Source organism: Psychrobacillus sp. NPDC093200 (assembly GCF_050280345.1).
GTDB lineage: Bacteria > Bacillota > Bacilli > Bacillales_A > Planococcaceae > Psychrobacillus > Psychrobacillus faecigallinarum.
Map to the genome: position 1 here is coordinate 1 of NZ_JBNNVC010000002.1, position 14145 is coordinate 14145.

Below are 14145 nucleotides of genomic sequence, written 5' to 3' on the forward strand. Positions count from 1 at the left end.
GCGCGCCATATATACGGGAAGTAGCTCAGCTTGGTAGAGCACTTGGTTTGGGACCAAGGGGTCGCAGGTTCGAATCCTGTCTTCCCGACCAGTTAATTAATAAATTTGGGGCCTTAGCTCAGCTGGGAGAGCGCCTGCCTTGCACGCAGGAGGTCAGCGGTTCGATCCCGCTAGGCTCCACCAATTTAAATTTAAATTTCCTGGCGGCGTAGCTCAGCTGGCTAGAGCATTCGGTTCATACCCGAAAGGTCGTGGGTTCGACTCCCTCTGCCGCCATCTTAAGGACCTTTAGCTCAGTTGGTTAGAGCAGACGGCTCATAACCGTCCGGTCGCAGGTTCGAGTCCTGCAAGGTCCACCAACATAATATTTAGGAGGAATACCCAAGTCTGGCTGAAGGGATCGGTCTTGAAAACCGACAGGCGGGTCATACCGCGCGGGGGTTCGAATCCCTCTTCCTCCTCCATCTTATTGTTAGTGGAAAAATATTATACATAACGTCGACGCAAGCGAAGCGTGGAGGACGTAAAACTCACTAAATGCACAGTTGATTTAAATTTCAACACTTTCTTATTGTCGCGGGGTGGAGCAGTTCGGTAGCTCGTCGGGCTCATAACCCGAAGGTCACAGGTTCAAATCCTGTCCCCGCAACCAAATGGTCCCGTGGTGTAGCGGTTAACATGCCTGCCTGTCACGCAGGAGATCGCCGGTTCGATCCCGGTCGGGACCGCCATTTATTTTTCAACAACTTAGAGATTTAGGATAAGCAAGCAAATCTAGGAAGCAATCGAACGAACGAAGGAGCATACTAAAGTATGTGACTTAATGAGTGAGTGAAGCTGACAAAGAGAAGCGCAGCTTAGTGTAAATCGAAGAGGCTCAGTAGCTCAGTCGGTAGAGCAAAGGACTGAAAATCCTTGTGTCGGCGGTTCGATTCCGTCCTGAGCCACCATTTTATCAAGCGGGTGTAGTTTAGTGGTAAAACCTCAGCCTTCCAAGCTGATGATGAGAGTTCGATTCTCTTCACCCGCTCCAATTAATGGGCCTATAGCTCAGCTGGTTAGAGCGCACGCCTGATAAGCGTGAGGTCGATGGTTCGAGTCCATTTAGGCCCACCATTATTCCGAAGTAGCTCAGTGGTAGAGCAATCGGCTGTTAACCGATCGGTCGTAGGTTCGAGTCCTACCTTCGGAGCCATATATATGGGGAAGTACTCAAGTGGCTGAAGAGGCGCCCCTGCTAAGGGTGTAGGTCGGGCAACCGGCGCGAGGGTTCAAATCCCTCCTTCTCCGCCATATATAAGGCCCCTTGGTCAAGCGGTTAAGACACCGCCCTTTCACGGCGGTAACACGGGTTCGAATCCCGTAGGGGTCATAACTTAAAAAAAGACAATCACTTAGGTGGTTGTCTTTTTTGTTTTGAAAAGATAGAGTTGCGCAGGTGTTTTTAGAGTATTAATGTTTTGTCCTTTGTTCTGTAAATGCTACTTATTAATACGGAGTGAAAGGACCGATTTCATAAAACAATTCCATTTCTAAGTTTTACTTATTGGTATCAAATCATGAGTTATGTATTTATACACTTTCTTCTTTGTTCTTTTGTCCATCTATAATTCCCACTCTACTATAACCTCATCACACTTTGTTCATTAATACTCACAAGAACATTTCTTAACAGGTTTCTACACACTGAATTCTGCTTACATTATCCTGCTTCGCTAGGTAACTCTTTTCAAGCCTTAATCATCACATAAATAGCAAATTCATACTAACCAATTTTAGTGGCTGGCCATGTGTTCCAAATTATAATAAATCATTTTTTCCATTCACATAGCAAAAAATAAAAAAGCCAGGAAGCTATTAAACTTCCTGACTGACTGTTAAATTATAAAGCCGAGCAATAACCCTATACCTAAAAGAAATACAAAAATCGTGTTGGTGAGTGCAGTATTCTTCATTGCTAATCCAACTTCAAGATGATTTTCTTTTGCTTTAAATAGTTTTATAGCATCTAAAGGTTTCTTAGCACTTAATAGGACTAGTAGTGCCCAAGGGGTGATAATCTGTAGAATTACCAATAGAATGATCCATACATAAGAAACGATGAAAAATAAGGCTAACACATTAATAGCACTATCTCTACCAATGAGAATGGCCATCGTCTTTCTACCACCTTTTGTATCCTCAACTATATCGCGAATATTATTGGAAAGCATAATAGCAGCAACAAGTAGAGTACTAGGGATGGATAGGAATAAGGCAAAGTTTGGTATTGAACCAACCTGAATGTATGTAGCAATTAATACGATAAACATTCCCATGACAACACCGCTAAATAGTTCACCGAATGGTGTATACGCTATTGGGTAAGGTCCACCAGTATAAAGGTAACCAATAAGCATACAAACAGCTCCAACAATCAATAATAACCAAGACGATTGGGAGCAAATATATATACCTAATATCGCTGCAAGGATATATAATGCTAAGGCTAATTGAAGTACTATTTTTGGTTTAACCCCATTACGAACAATAGCACCACCGATACCAATTGATTCTTCGCTATCGAGCCCCCTAACAAAGTCATAGTACTCGTTAAACATATTTGTAGCTGCCTGGATAAATAAACATGCAATTAGCATTGCTAAGAATAATAGCCAATCAATATTTACGTAGTAAAGTGCAATCATTGTACCTAAAAATACTGGGGCAAAGGAGGCAGTTAATGTATGTGGTCTTGTCAACTTCCACCATATACGCCAGCCTTTATCAGCTTGTAGTTCCTGTGACATATAAATTTCTCTCCTTTAAAAGACTCAACATCAATTTTAGCATACATTTGTAGCGAAATGTGTGCCGAAACGCGGAGAAAGTTGTATGATAAAGGGTAGAGTAATAAAACAAGAAATTTAACAGCAGGTAATTTATACGGAGGTCATATATATGCCGAACACCACCGGGCAAAATAAAACAACATTACGTTTTTATACGGAAACAATAGAAGTATCTAGAATGTCCGCTCACGCCTTTTTTGAAGCCGGAGAGGATTGCTATAAAGGAAAACGTTTCTTTTGGCAAAACAAAGAGAAAACCTTCACACTGGTTGGACTTGGACATGCTTATGTACTGGCTAATGATTTAGAAAAAAATAGATATCAGGATATAGCACAAAAATGGGAAGAGTTGTGTGCATGCTCTTTAATAGAAAAAGCGGACGTATCTCCAATCCTATTTGGTGGATTCTCATTCGATCCTGCCAACAAGATATCCTCGGAGTGGAATAGCTTTCCTTCCAGTTTTTTTGCTGTGGCTACATTCCAATTAGTCATTCGGGATGACCAGGCATTTGTAAGCATCCATCTTATTACGGAAGAGCAAGACAGCGCGGCGGCTTTTGAAAACTTGAGAATAGAAAGAGATACATTAATTCATACAGCTCAAGTAAAAGAGTTAAAAGTCCATGAAAAGCCACAGCTTCTTCAAAGAGAAGATAGACTAAAGGATGAATACTTATCTGCGGTTGAAGCCGTTACAAACCGTATTCGCAATAAGGAAGTTAATAAGGTGGTCATTGGACGCTCCTTGAAATTGACCTTTGAGAATAGTTTTTCATCTTCTACAGCTATTTATAATGCGTCTATGGAACAACCAGAGAGTTATTTGTTTGGTTTAGAAAAAGAAGACAAAATTTTCTTTGGAGCAACACCCGAGAGATTAGTTAAGCTAGAAAAAGGCAAGGTTGAATCTGCAGGGTTAGCTGGATCGGTTCGTAGAGGTACAAATCTAGAGGAAGACAAGAAGCTAGGGGATGCGCTATTAGCTGACAATAAAAACTTAATGGAGCACCAGTACGTAGTTAATATGATCAGAAAAGTATTTGATCAATATTGTGAACAGGTTAAAATTCCATCTAGACCAAAGCTAATGAAAATAAGAGATATTCAGCATTTGTTTACCCCTATTGAAGGAAAAATTAAAGGAAGCTCTTCTCTTTTCGAATTTGTAGAGGCAATGCACCCAACTCCAGCACTTGGGGGAGAACCTAGACAAGAGGCAATTGAAATTATTAGAGAATCTGAGCAAATGAACCGTGGCTATTACGCAGCACCAATCGGCTGGGTCAATGCCGAGGGAGAGGGAGAGTTTGCCGTAGGAATCCGCTCAGCACTTATAGAGAACCAATACGCTTATCTATATGCCGGAGGCGGACTAGTTTCAGAATCTACTTCGTTAGAAGAGTTTGAAGAAACACGAGTAAAATTCCGACCAATGCTTCGCACACTTGGAGGAAATATGAATGACTAATACAAGCTTTTTGACATCTTATGTAAATCAATTTGTGGAAACAATTAAAAAGGCGGGCATAGAAGATGTTGTTTTATGTCCAGGATCTAGATCTACTCCTTTAGCTTATGGGTTTGCCAAAACAAAAGGATTTAACTTCTATCGTCAAATTGATGAGCGTTCTGCAGGGTACTTTGCTTTAGGAATTGCTAAAGCAAAGAAAAATCCTGTAGTTCTTTTATGTACTTCTGGCACTGCTGCAGCTAACTTTTTCCCAGCAATTGTAGAAGCATATTATGCAAGAATCCCGTTGCTTGTTATTACAGCAGATAGACCTCATGAACTAAGAGAGGTTGGGGCTCCCCAAGCGATTGACCAAATTCATATGTACGGTAAGCATGTGAAGTGGTCTGTTGATTTTCCTTTACCGGAAGCTAGAGAAGAAAGTCTAGCTTTTGTAGAGAGACATATCCACCGTGCAGTATCTTCTTCTAAAGCAGCTCCGATGGGTCCGGTTCATATTAACGTGCCTTTCCGGGAACCACTTTTATTAGAAATGGATAAGCCTTCTACTACACCGCAAATGCATCTTGCTGATTTAGGAAAGCTTGGACCAAGTGAAGAATTTTTAAAATGGTATACGCATTTAATTAGTAACACAGAAAAGGGACTTATCATTGTTGGGGATTCCTTAGCAACAACTGATGGATTTTGGGAATTTGCTAAAACCATTCAATGGCCAGTGTTAGCTGATCCATTATCTAATCTTCGTAGCAATGTCCCAGCAGATTGTATGCATTTGTGTGTAGACCAATACGATGCTATTTTAAAAAGTGAAATTTTTAAAGAGGTAGCTGTCCCAGAAGTAGTTATTCGTTTTGGTGCTCAGCCTGTTTCTAAACCGCTAGTAAAGTTTCTAGAAGCTCACCAGCCTGAGACTTTTATAGCAGTTGACGAAAGCCCATTATTTAGAGACTCTATTCATATTGTGACTCATCATATTCAAGTAGATGCCTCTTCTCTATGGATGCCGATAGAAGAAAAGCAACCATCGGAGTATCTAAAGCATTGGTCGAAGGCTAATGATATAGCAACAGCGCATATTAAATCCTATATTTCCGAGGAATTGGATGAAGGAGCATTAGCCGGAATTTTGTTTGAGAGTTTATCCGAAAATACAGATTTAGTTGCTAGCAGTAGTATGCCTATACGTGATGTAGACACATTTTTCAATAAAACCTCTAAGGATATTCAAGTATATGCAAATAGAGGAACTAACGGGATTGATGGTGTAGTATCTACTGCGTTAGGTATACAAGCAGCTACTAAAAGACCAGGTTTTCTATTAATCGGGGATTTAGCATTTTTACATGATATAAACGGATTAGTAGTTACACGTTTTAATGAGACAGATTTGACGATTGTTATTATGAATAATGATGGGGGAGGCATATTCTCTTACTTGCCTCAATCAACGGAGACTAACTACTTTGAGCATTTGTTTGGTACACCTACAGGTCTTGAATTTTCAGCTATTGCAACTATGTACGATGCTCAGTACGATGTAGTACATACAAAAGAGGATTTTCAAACCGTGTTGAGTAAGAATAAAACTAAAAATATTCGTATAATTGAAGTTCGTACTGATCGAAAAATCAACACTGAAACTCATCGAAAACTTTGGGCCGCTATAACAGAGGAGCTGGATGCTACTTGGAACGCTTAAATATATCTGTTAGAGACATTCAGATGAATGTAAAAAGGTACAATAGTGAAAGCGATAAAAAGGTCGTTTTGCTTCATGGCTTCACTGGCTCCACAAACACATGGGAGGAAGTTGTTTCTTCTATAGATCCATCTATTGAAATACTTACTATAGATTTGATCGGGCATGGGGAGACTGATAAACCTAAAGAGGCAAGACGGTACCATGTAGAGGAGCAGGTGGCAGATTTACACGAACTGTTCCAGCAGATTGGGTGGGAACATTTTACGCTTGTAGGGTATTCTATGGGCGGTAGATTAGCACTCGCTTATTCAAGTAAGCATGGAGTGGACCGTTTAATACTAGAAAGCAGCTCTCCAGGCTTGAATGACCAGGATGCTCGTATTGAAAGGAAATTTGCGGATGAGCAGCTTGCTCAAAGAATTATAGAAGAAGGAGTTCCAGCATTCATTGACTACTGGGAACAGATTCCTTTATTTGATTCGCAAAAGAGATTATCTCACAAAAAGAAAAAAATGATTCGAGAAGAACGATTATCCCAAACAGCAGTAGGGCTATCGAATAGTTTGAAGGGCTTTAGTACTGGAGAACAGCCCTCTTTATGGGGGAACCTAAATTCGCTCCACATTCCCGTGACCTTATTAACAGGGGAATTAGATTTAAAGTTCTGTGAAATAGCCAAAAAAATGTTGGCATTATTACCGAATGCTAACTGGAAAATAATAAACAATGTTGGGCATGCAATTCATGTGGAAAATCCTAAATTGTTTGCTACAATAGTAGAGGATATAATTTTAAAGGAGGATATAAGATGACTCGTGAATGGACAACATTACATACATACGAAGACATTAAGTATGAATTTTATAATGGAATTGCGAAAGTAACTATCAATCGCCCTGAAGTGCGAAATGCTTTCCGCCCAAAAACAGTTATGGAAATGATCGATGCATTTTCTCGTGCACGCGATGACAAAAACGTTGGGGCAATCATTTTAACTGGAGAAGGCGAAAAAGCTTTCTGTTCAGGTGGAGACCAAAAAGTTCGCGGACATGGCGGATATGTGGGAGAGGATGAAATTCCTCGTCTAAATGTTTTAGACCTACAACGTTTAATCCGTGTAATTCCTAAACCGGTTGTAGCTATGGTAGCTGGATATGCTATTGGTGGTGGTCATGTATTACATGTAGTTTGTGACTTAACAATTGCTGCTGATAATGCAATCTTTGGACAAACTGGACCTAAGGTAGGTTCATTTGACGCTGGCTACGGTTCCGGCTATTTAGCTCGTATCGTCGGTCATAAGAAAGCACGTGAAATTTGGTTCTTATGCCGCCAATATGATGCACAACAAGCATTGGATATGGGCTTAGTTAACACAGTAGTTCCTTATGAGCAATTAGAGGACGAGACTGTTCAATGGTGTGAGGAAATGCTAGAAATGAGTCCAACAGCTCTTCGTTTCTTAAAAGCTGCTATGAATGCTGATACAGATGGATTAGCTGGTCTTCAACAAATGGCTGGAGATGCAACACTTCTTTATTACACTACTGATGAAGCAAAAGAAGGTCGCGATGCGTTTAAGGAAAAACGTAAACCAGACTTTGGTCAATTCCCACGTTTCCCGTGATTTAGTAAGATACTTTATGATATTCTCAGGCTGTCCTAATAAGGGCAGCTTTTTTTAAAGATTAGAAAAGTAATTGTTAAGCTCCAGCTCCAGCGACTTGCCCAATGAGGAAATATAGATCGCTTACACTTTTCTTAAAAAAGGAGTTGTTTTATATGTACCCTAATCTATTAGTTAAACGAGCAAGTCTTACGCCAAATAGATCGGCTATAATATTTGAAGGCCGTCGATGGACATTTTCACAATTAAAGCAAGAGGCAATAGATTTTGCCGAAAAACTGCATATGTTAGGTATTAACAAAGGTATGAGAATTGCTATTTTAGCTTCTTCCAATCCTCAGCTGGTGACAGTTTTACACGGATGTATGCAGTTAGGTTGCGAACTTGTCATGCTCAATGAGCGCTTAACAGAGGAAGAATTATTATATCAATTGAACGATAGTCAGCCTGACGTATTATTGGTAGATAGTTTAAATAGAAGTCTTATGTATGTAAATAGACTTTCCTTCGATGAGATTTTAGCAGCTCCCAATAAACCGATTAAAATAGATTTTGAGTGGTCAAAGGATAGAACCATTACGATAATGTACACGTCAGGTACAACTGGTAATCCAAAGGGAGTGAGACAAACACTTGAGAATCATGTGATGAGCGCTACAGGGTCTGCTTTAAATTTGGGTGTTCATCCTAACGATTGCTGGCTATGTGCAATGCCATTATTTCATATTAGTGGTTTTTCTATTTTGATGCGCTCCGTTTTATATGGTATGACAGTAAGTCTCCATACGAAATTTAATGCTGAAAAGGCAACAGAGGAAATTTTAAATGGAACGGTTACTAGAATGTCAGTAGTCGCTGTAACATTAGAGAGAATAATAAGCGTGTTAGAAGAACGAAATCTTGCATTCCCCGACACTTTTCAATCTATGTTAGTGGGAGGAGGGCCAGTTCCTCTTAATTATCTTGAAAGGGCGATAGCACGTAATATACCTGTTTTACAGACATATGGTATGACGGAAACTTCCTCTCAAACAACGACTTTGTCTAGTGAGGATGCCATTCGAAAGCTTGGGTCAGCAGGTAAACCGCTTTTCTTCGCAGATATCCGTATTTCAGGGGAAAAGGAAAAAGGGGAAATCTGTATTAAGGGGCCCCATGTTACTAAAGGTTATGTTGGAGCAGCATCTTCCAAAAATCCTCAAGTTGATGGATGGCTCCATACTGGAGATATCGGCTATATCGATGATGAAGGTTATTTATACGTAGTAGATCGTAGATCAGATTTAATCATATCCGGTGGTGAAAATATTTATCCTGCAGAGGTGGAGCAGGCCATTGTTAAGCATAAGGCTGTAAAAGAAGCTGGAGTAACTGGTATAAAGGATGATACATGGGGACAAGTACCAATTGCCTTTGTCGTATTAAAGGGGCAAGTAACCGAGGAAGAATTGAAATCCTTTATGAAAACTCAGCTTGCTACATATAAACAGCCTGTGGGTTACTATTTTATCGACGAGCTACCTAGAAATGCTTCAAACAAAATTTTAAGAAGAAAGCTACATGAATATTTGTAGGGTCGAGAGAAACACTTCTCTCGGCTTTTTTTAAAGGCGCATGCGTTTTTATATTGTCTAGCGCAAGCAGCTTGGCCCTCGAGGTCAAATGGAAAAAAGCTGCGGTGGCTGAGGAACTGCCTCCTCGCTTTTCTCCATTTGCTTGTCAGGCCAGACATAGGCGCTTGCGCTTTTCTAATTATAGGAGGGGAAATCTTATGAGAGTACAAATTATTGGTGGTTCTGGAACAGGGAAGAGCACACTAGGTAAATATTTTGGTAAGCAAGAGAATATTAAATGGATTGATACGGATTCTTATCTTTGGAAGGACAATTCATTTCTAGAGAATAATCCAATTGAAAAAAGAATAGAAATGTACGAGAAAGATATAATTTCAAATACATCTTATGTAGTTTCAGGCTCTATTTTTTCTTGGCTACCAGAAGGTTTTTCAAATCGAGACCTGTTAGTCTTTTTAACTTTAGATGAGGAAGAAAGGATGGAACGCGTAAGAAAAAGAGAAGTATTACGTAAATCTTTAAAAGAGTCATGGCTTGATGAGCATGGAGACTTTACGAATGAATTCATCGAATGGTGCAAAACGTATTTAACCGAGTCGGATAAAAGCCAAGGAGGAACATTCGTGGCTCAGAGCTATGAAATGGAGTTATCTGAGAGTCCTATACTTAGGTTAGATAGCTCAAAAAGTGTAGAAGAGCTGTACAATGAAATCAAACAATACTTAGTAAAAACACATTTAATCTAGACATGGCAAGTGACTTACAATTATCGGAAGGTTTTTTAAACGTACCTAACGAATATTAGAAAGAGGAAGAGATAGAGCAAAAGGGGAATATCATCGTGGAAGGCATTTTTATCTTAATCATTTTATTTATTGGTTTTTATATACTTTATATTGTTATTCATTCAGCAGTGACTAAAGGAATTAACAATTCAATCGTTGGTAAATTACTAGAAGGTGAAAATAGAAGCGCTGATATAAATGAGATACTTGCTAAATACGGAAAAATAGATGATAGCCAAAAGAATTAACACTTCAAATTTTGTCATAGGTGGAGTCTAAGGGGCGTACAAATGATTTTCTTTAGTAGATTATTACAAACCAAAGGATGATTTAAAATGCTATGGGTTATATTATTACTTTTATTTATGGTATATGTGATATATAGTCTATCAACTATAAAATATCAGCTTAAATTGATTTCTAAGCATATTAAAGTTAATGAAAAAATAGAGACAGTTAAAATTAGTAATGAAGAAATTGAAAAAATTTTAGAAGATGAAGGGAAACAGTAATGATTATAAAGCAAAGAAAAAACTCAGAGCTTTTATTATAGGCTGCTGAGTTTTTGTGCTTATTTCAAAATGTCCTTCGTGGCCGTATAGGAAAGGAGCTCCATCATTTCTAATTTAATGCTGTTTTTAAAGTTTCAAGATTTTTCTTCATTAAAGTAAAGTAGGTTTCTTTATTTTTTATATCCTCTTTGGAAAGGACGCCTAGATTATGGAGTACAAGACTTTCAGCACCAATTTCTTTTTGAATGACTTCTGTCAGCTTAGAGCTAACATTTTGTTCAAATAGAATATACTCAACATTTTTCTCTTTTGCCAAATCAATGATTTTAGTTAGCTCTTTTTGAGAGGGCTCTTCCTGAGAATTTAAACCTGCAATAGCAATTTGTTCTAGATTATATGTGTTTGCAAGATAACCAAATGCAGCATGTGATACAAAAAATGTTTTAGTTGATGCACTATTCGCCATTTCTTCAAAGTCTGTGTCTAGTTGTTGAAGCTCACTGACAAGTGTTTGATAGTTTTCTTCAAATAATTCTTTGTTTTCTGGTGAAGCTTCTACTAGTGAATCTTTAATCTTTAAGGCTAAGCTCTGACTAATTTTTGGAGAAATCCAAACATGTGGATCAGTGTCTCCATGATCATGTCCCTCATGTCCTAATTCCTCAGCTTCTGAACCATGATCATGTTCATTTGCAGCTTCATTATCTTCGTCATGTCCGTCATGATCGTGGTCATGTTCATCGTTAGCTTCTAAGACAGTATCTGGCACCCCATCAATAACGGCTACCATCGAGACATTTTCTTCTGCTAAAGTCTTTTTAGCATTTTCAACAAAACCCTCTAGACCTAAACCTATGTAAAAAAATAAATCAGCATCAGCAAGTGCAATCATATCCTTTTGAGTAGGCTCAAATGTATGCTCGTTTGCTCCTGGAGGATAAATTGATTGAACGTTAACATGGTCTTCTCCAATTCTCTGTGCAAAATACTGCAATGGATAAACGGTTGTATATACTTCTAATTGGTCGCTATCTGTAGTAGTGGATTCTTTTTCATTTCCACAAGCAGCGATGAATAAAACAAATGATACTATGCATAATAGGAAAAGACGTTTCAAATTTATCAACCCTTCTAAATAGTAATGATTACGCTTTAAATCATAAGAACTATACTAGCTTACAGTATTTTGTTCAAAAAGGCAAGAAAAAATAGCCTTTGAATTATTTTTTCTTCAAAGGCCATTCTTCTGGCACTGGGTCAAATCCTCCTTCATGAAAGGGATGACATTTAGATATGCGTTTGACAGTTAGGTAGCTACCTTTTATAGCACCATGTTTCTCCACAGCTTCCACTCCGTAGTGAGAGCATGTGGGATAGAAGCGACAGCTAGGAGGAGACAATGGCGATATAAATTTTTGATAAAAGCGGAATATACTTAATATGATTCGTTTCATCTTACAGTTCCGTATCCTTAGGTTTAGGGTCTATAGCTGAAATATTTTCTTTTGTTGCTAATTTATATAGGAAGGTAAATCCAACAATACTAAATATAATTGCTATACCTAAGATCCAAAATACCATGTGAGTTCACTCCAGTTAATTGTCGTTATGTTTATTGTAAGAAAATAAGAGGTATATGAAAAGAGAAAGCAACTATAATTCTAGAGGAGAGTGTCAATATTATGTCAGCAGCATTAAACAAGGAACTAAATAATCTAGTAGCAACCTTTTCGGTAATGTATACAAAATTACATAATTTTCATTGGTATGTAAAGGGACCACAGTTTTTTACATTACACGCTAAATTTGAAGAATTATACAATGAAACAACATTAAACATGGATGAAATCGCAGAACGCTTATTAACTTTAGGCGGAAAACCAACAGCTACCTTAAAAGAGCATTTAGAGCTTTCAGCTGTGAAGGAAGCTACAAATAAAGAAACAGCTGAGGAAATGGTAGAAACAGTAGTGAAGGATTTTGACAAAATTATGAAATCCCTAAAAAAAGGTATGGACGAGGCAGCGAAGGATGAAGATGATATGACAGAAGACATTCTGAATGCCATCTATCAAAAAACAGAGAAACACCAATGGATGTTAAATGCATTCCTAGGAGATTCCAATAAGTAATGAAATAAACAAATTTTATACCGATAATAAGCTTGTAAGGGGGAATTATTTTGGATATTAACTCCATAATGTCTTCTCAGCTAGCGCAGTTACAACAAACAGTTCAAATGAGTGTATTGAAAAATGCACTCAATATGGAAACGGTAGCTGCAGTAACAATGCTAGAAGATATGCCTCAACCTGCTTCGCATCCTTTTAAAGGAACGGTAGTAGACGTACAAGCATAAGAAAAAACATGTACCGTAATTGGTGCATGTTTTTTTGTTTTGAGTACATACTACACGAAAAGGATGTGTGATATGACAGAAATAAAAGCTTACATTTCATTGAGTCAAAGGAGAGTTTATTTATATCCAGATGAATCGCCGTGGGAATATGAAATAACTGCAAGACAGGATATTATACCAGTTTTTGAAACACTTTTTTATCAGCTCTATCACAAAGACATGAATACATTTTGGAGAGCGCACGTACCGATAAAGCTTTATAGTAATGATTTTTCAAATGAGGAATATGATAATCGGATTAAAAAATTGTATGCCCTCATTCACGAGTTTAGTGACAAGGATTCTCAAATGTTTATTGAACAGCTTCCATTTTTTAAAGAAAGTAGGCATCTATAATGACAAAAAATATTAATAATAATGGTAAAGGTAATGACACTACTACCTATCGTAATGCAAGCTCCCTTCTAAATCTTTCTCCTCAAGACAAAGCTAAGATTAACGCTGGTCAAAATAGTCAAGAGGGCGGTAAAAACTTTAAACAACAAGAGCAAGAAAAGTGGGAAAATTAAGACTTGGCACATTGCCAAGTCTTTTACCGTGTGATAAATTAGAAATAATTAGGAGGTTATATGGTTAAACAGCTTGTTTTATTATTCGGACCTACAATTATGATTATTCTGGGTCTTCCTATCTTACAGAATGTCCCGATTACTTTTCTGCTTTTCTATGGTTGGTTGCTTCTAATACCTATTGTAGTCAGCTTTAGAAGAAAAAATCGTAACCGTTTTTTTGTACCACAGCCAAAATCCTCACTGACAGTAGGAATTATAAGTGGAATCATATGTTTAATAGCTATTTATGGCTTTTTCTATTTGTTTCAATCACTGGTTATTGACCGAGAAAACTTGTCTACTCTACTGGTTCAATGGGATTTTACAGGATCAAAAGTAATTCTTCTAGTATTTTTCTTGATTCTTGTTAACCCCATTCTAGAGGAAGTTTATTGGAGAAGGTTTATGTATGATCGATTATTTCACAGATTGGGTTCTACTTTTACGATTCTGATTACTTCTTTTTTCTATAGTCTTTATCATTTGGTAGTAGTAATGCCTATTTTTAATTCTCCCTTTCATATTCTAGCAGCTATGATAGTTTTTCTGGCGGGCATTATGTGGGGAATCTTTCGTTCGAAATTTCATACAATCATACCATCTATTGTTAGCCATAGCTTAGCTGACTTAGGAATTATGCTTGTTTATTTATTCATTATTCTTTAAG

17 protein-coding genes and 13 tRNA genes are annotated in these 14145 nt (G+C 37.9%); 26 read left to right on the forward strand and 4 right to left on the reverse strand.

The window, feature by feature from the left end; genetic code table 11:
• Nucleotides 1-14: 14 nt before the first annotated feature.
• The 13 genes from ACQKNZ_RS07555 to ACQKNZ_RS07615 all read left to right on the forward strand — a co-directional run bounded on the left by ACQKNZ_RS07555 (nt 15) and on the right by ACQKNZ_RS07615 (nt 1372).
• Nucleotides 15-91, forward strand: a tRNA-Pro gene (locus tag ACQKNZ_RS07555).
• 16 nt (nt 92-107) lie between these two features.
• Nucleotides 108-183, forward strand: a tRNA-Ala gene (locus ACQKNZ_RS07560).
• Nucleotides 184-202: 19 nt separating this feature from the next.
• A tRNA-Met gene (locus ACQKNZ_RS07565) sits at nt 203-276 on the forward strand.
• Between the two features lie 6 nt (nt 277-282).
• A tRNA-Ile gene (locus ACQKNZ_RS07570) sits at nt 283-359 on the forward strand.
• A 12-nt stretch (nt 360-371) separates the two neighbouring features.
• Nucleotides 372-464: transfer RNA gene (locus tag ACQKNZ_RS07575), tRNA-Ser, on the forward strand.
• 111 nt (nt 465-575) lie between these two features.
• Nucleotides 576-652, forward strand: a tRNA-Met gene (locus tag ACQKNZ_RS07580).
• Between the two features lie 3 nt (nt 653-655).
• A tRNA-Asp gene (locus ACQKNZ_RS07585) sits at nt 656-731 on the forward strand.
• Between the two features lie 143 nt (nt 732-874).
• Nucleotides 875-950, forward strand: a tRNA-Phe gene (locus ACQKNZ_RS07590).
• A 9-nt stretch (nt 951-959) separates the two neighbouring features.
• Nucleotides 960-1033, forward strand: a tRNA-Gly gene (locus ACQKNZ_RS07595).
• A 6-nt stretch (nt 1034-1039) separates the two neighbouring features.
• Nucleotides 1040-1116 (forward strand) — tRNA-Ile (locus ACQKNZ_RS07600).
• A 4-nt stretch (nt 1117-1120) separates the two neighbouring features.
• Nucleotides 1121-1195, forward strand: a tRNA-Asn gene (locus tag ACQKNZ_RS07605).
• 7 nt (nt 1196-1202) lie between these two features.
• Nucleotides 1203-1293, forward strand: a tRNA-Ser gene (locus tag ACQKNZ_RS07610).
• A gap of 7 nt (nt 1294-1300) precedes the next feature.
• A tRNA-Glu gene (locus ACQKNZ_RS07615) sits at nt 1301-1372 on the forward strand.
• Nucleotides 1373-1877: 505 nt separating this feature from the next.
• On the opposite strand, the gene ACQKNZ_RS07620 is transcribed toward ACQKNZ_RS07615, so the two are convergent.
• Nucleotides 1878-2789: a 1,4-dihydroxy-2-naphthoate polyprenyltransferase gene (locus ACQKNZ_RS07620; protein ID WP_191696710.1), complete on the reverse strand. Its 912-nt coding sequence runs from the start codon at nt 2787-2789 to the stop codon at nt 1878-1880.
• A gap of 151 nt (nt 2790-2940) precedes the next feature.
• On the opposite strand from ACQKNZ_RS07620, the gene ACQKNZ_RS07625 reads away from it, so the two are divergent.
• From ACQKNZ_RS07625 to ACQKNZ_RS07660, 8 genes are all read left to right on the forward strand, one after another.
• Nucleotides 2941-4302, forward strand: coding sequence for an isochorismate synthase (locus ACQKNZ_RS07625; protein ID WP_154310238.1), 1362 nt, complete (start codon nt 2941-2943; stop codon nt 4300-4302).
• Nucleotides 4295-6007: a 2-succinyl-5-enolpyruvyl-6-hydroxy-3-cyclohexene-1-carboxylic-acid synthase gene (gene menD / locus ACQKNZ_RS07630; protein WP_427658943.1), complete on the forward strand. Its 1713-nt coding sequence runs from the start codon at nt 4295-4297 to the stop codon at nt 6005-6007. The genes ACQKNZ_RS07625 and menD overlap by 8 nt, the downstream gene beginning before the upstream one ends.
• Nucleotides 5995-6822 (forward strand): 2-succinyl-6-hydroxy-2,4-cyclohexadiene-1-carboxylate synthase, encoded by an 828-nt coding sequence (menH, locus tag ACQKNZ_RS07635; protein ID WP_427658945.1) that lies wholly within the window; start codon nt 5995-5997, stop codon nt 6820-6822. The genes menD and menH overlap by 13 nt, the downstream gene beginning before the upstream one ends.
• Nucleotides 6819-7637 (forward strand): 1,4-dihydroxy-2-naphthoyl-CoA synthase, encoded by an 819-nt coding sequence (gene menB / locus ACQKNZ_RS07640; protein ID WP_144535134.1) that lies wholly within the window; start codon nt 6819-6821, stop codon nt 7635-7637. Before menH ends, menB begins: the two co-directional genes overlap by 4 nt.
• Nucleotides 7638-7792: 155 nt before the next feature.
• Nucleotides 7793-9211, forward strand: coding sequence for an o-succinylbenzoate--CoA ligase (locus ACQKNZ_RS07645; protein WP_154310242.1), 1419 nt, complete (start codon nt 7793-7795; stop codon nt 9209-9211).
• 197 nt (nt 9212-9408) lie between these two features.
• Nucleotides 9409-9957: an AAA family ATPase gene (locus ACQKNZ_RS07650; RefSeq protein WP_154310244.1), complete on the forward strand. Its 549-nt coding sequence runs from the start codon at nt 9409-9411 to the stop codon at nt 9955-9957.
• Between the two features lie 95 nt (nt 9958-10052).
• Nucleotides 10053-10244 (forward strand): hypothetical protein, encoded by a 192-nt coding sequence (locus ACQKNZ_RS07655; protein ID WP_427658947.1) that lies wholly within the window; start codon nt 10053-10055, stop codon nt 10242-10244.
• Between the two features lie 87 nt (nt 10245-10331).
• Nucleotides 10332-10508, forward strand: coding sequence for a hypothetical protein (locus tag ACQKNZ_RS07660; RefSeq protein ID WP_427658949.1), 177 nt, complete (start codon nt 10332-10334; stop codon nt 10506-10508).
• 109 nt (nt 10509-10617) lie between these two features.
• On the opposite strand, the gene ACQKNZ_RS07665 is transcribed toward ACQKNZ_RS07660, so the two are convergent.
• The 3 genes from ACQKNZ_RS07665 to ACQKNZ_RS07675 all read right to left on the reverse strand — a co-directional run bounded on the left by ACQKNZ_RS07665 (nt 10618) and on the right by ACQKNZ_RS07675 (nt 12089).
• Entirely contained in the window at nt 10618-11625 is a 1008-nt protein-coding gene (locus ACQKNZ_RS07665) for a metal ABC transporter solute-binding protein, Zn/Mn family (protein WP_191696715.1), read from the reverse strand.
• A 103-nt stretch (nt 11626-11728) separates the two neighbouring features.
• Nucleotides 11729-11962, reverse strand: a complete 234-nt coding sequence (gene yidD, locus ACQKNZ_RS07670) for a membrane protein insertion efficiency factor YidD (RefSeq protein WP_144535143.1) — start codon at nt 11960-11962, stop codon at nt 11729-11731.
• A gap of 1 nt (nt 11963) precedes the next feature.
• Entirely contained in the window at nt 11964-12089 is a 126-nt protein-coding gene (locus ACQKNZ_RS07675; RefSeq protein WP_255475367.1) for a hypothetical protein, read from the reverse strand.
• A 101-nt stretch (nt 12090-12190) separates the two neighbouring features.
• On the opposite strand from ACQKNZ_RS07675, the gene ACQKNZ_RS07680 reads away from it, so the two are divergent.
• From ACQKNZ_RS07680 to ACQKNZ_RS07700, 5 genes are all read left to right on the forward strand, one after another.
• On the forward strand, nt 12191-12640 hold the full coding sequence (locus ACQKNZ_RS07680) for a Dps family protein (protein WP_144535145.1): 450 nt from the start codon (nt 12191-12193) through the stop codon (nt 12638-12640).
• A gap of 50 nt (nt 12641-12690) precedes the next feature.
• Nucleotides 12691-12867: a putative motility protein gene (locus ACQKNZ_RS07685; RefSeq protein WP_151113387.1), complete on the forward strand. Its 177-nt coding sequence runs from the start codon at nt 12691-12693 to the stop codon at nt 12865-12867.
• 72 nt (nt 12868-12939) lie between these two features.
• Nucleotides 12940-13263 carry a transposase gene (locus tag ACQKNZ_RS07690; RefSeq protein WP_144535149.1) on the forward strand — a complete coding sequence of 108 codons (324 nt, stop codon included), beginning with the start codon at nt 12940-12942 and terminating at the stop codon, nt 13261-13263.
• The gene (locus tag ACQKNZ_RS07695) at nt 13263-13436 is read left to right on the forward strand and encodes a hypothetical protein (RefSeq protein WP_154310252.1); all 174 of its coding nucleotides are present in this window, start codon (nt 13263-13265) and stop codon (nt 13434-13436) included. Before ACQKNZ_RS07690 ends, ACQKNZ_RS07695 begins: the two co-directional genes overlap by 1 nt.
• A 60-nt stretch (nt 13437-13496) precedes the next feature.
• Entirely contained in the window at nt 13497-14144 is a 648-nt protein-coding gene (locus tag ACQKNZ_RS07700) for a CPBP family intramembrane glutamic endopeptidase (protein WP_427658954.1), read from the forward strand.
• Nucleotide 14145 lies beyond the last annotated feature (1 nt).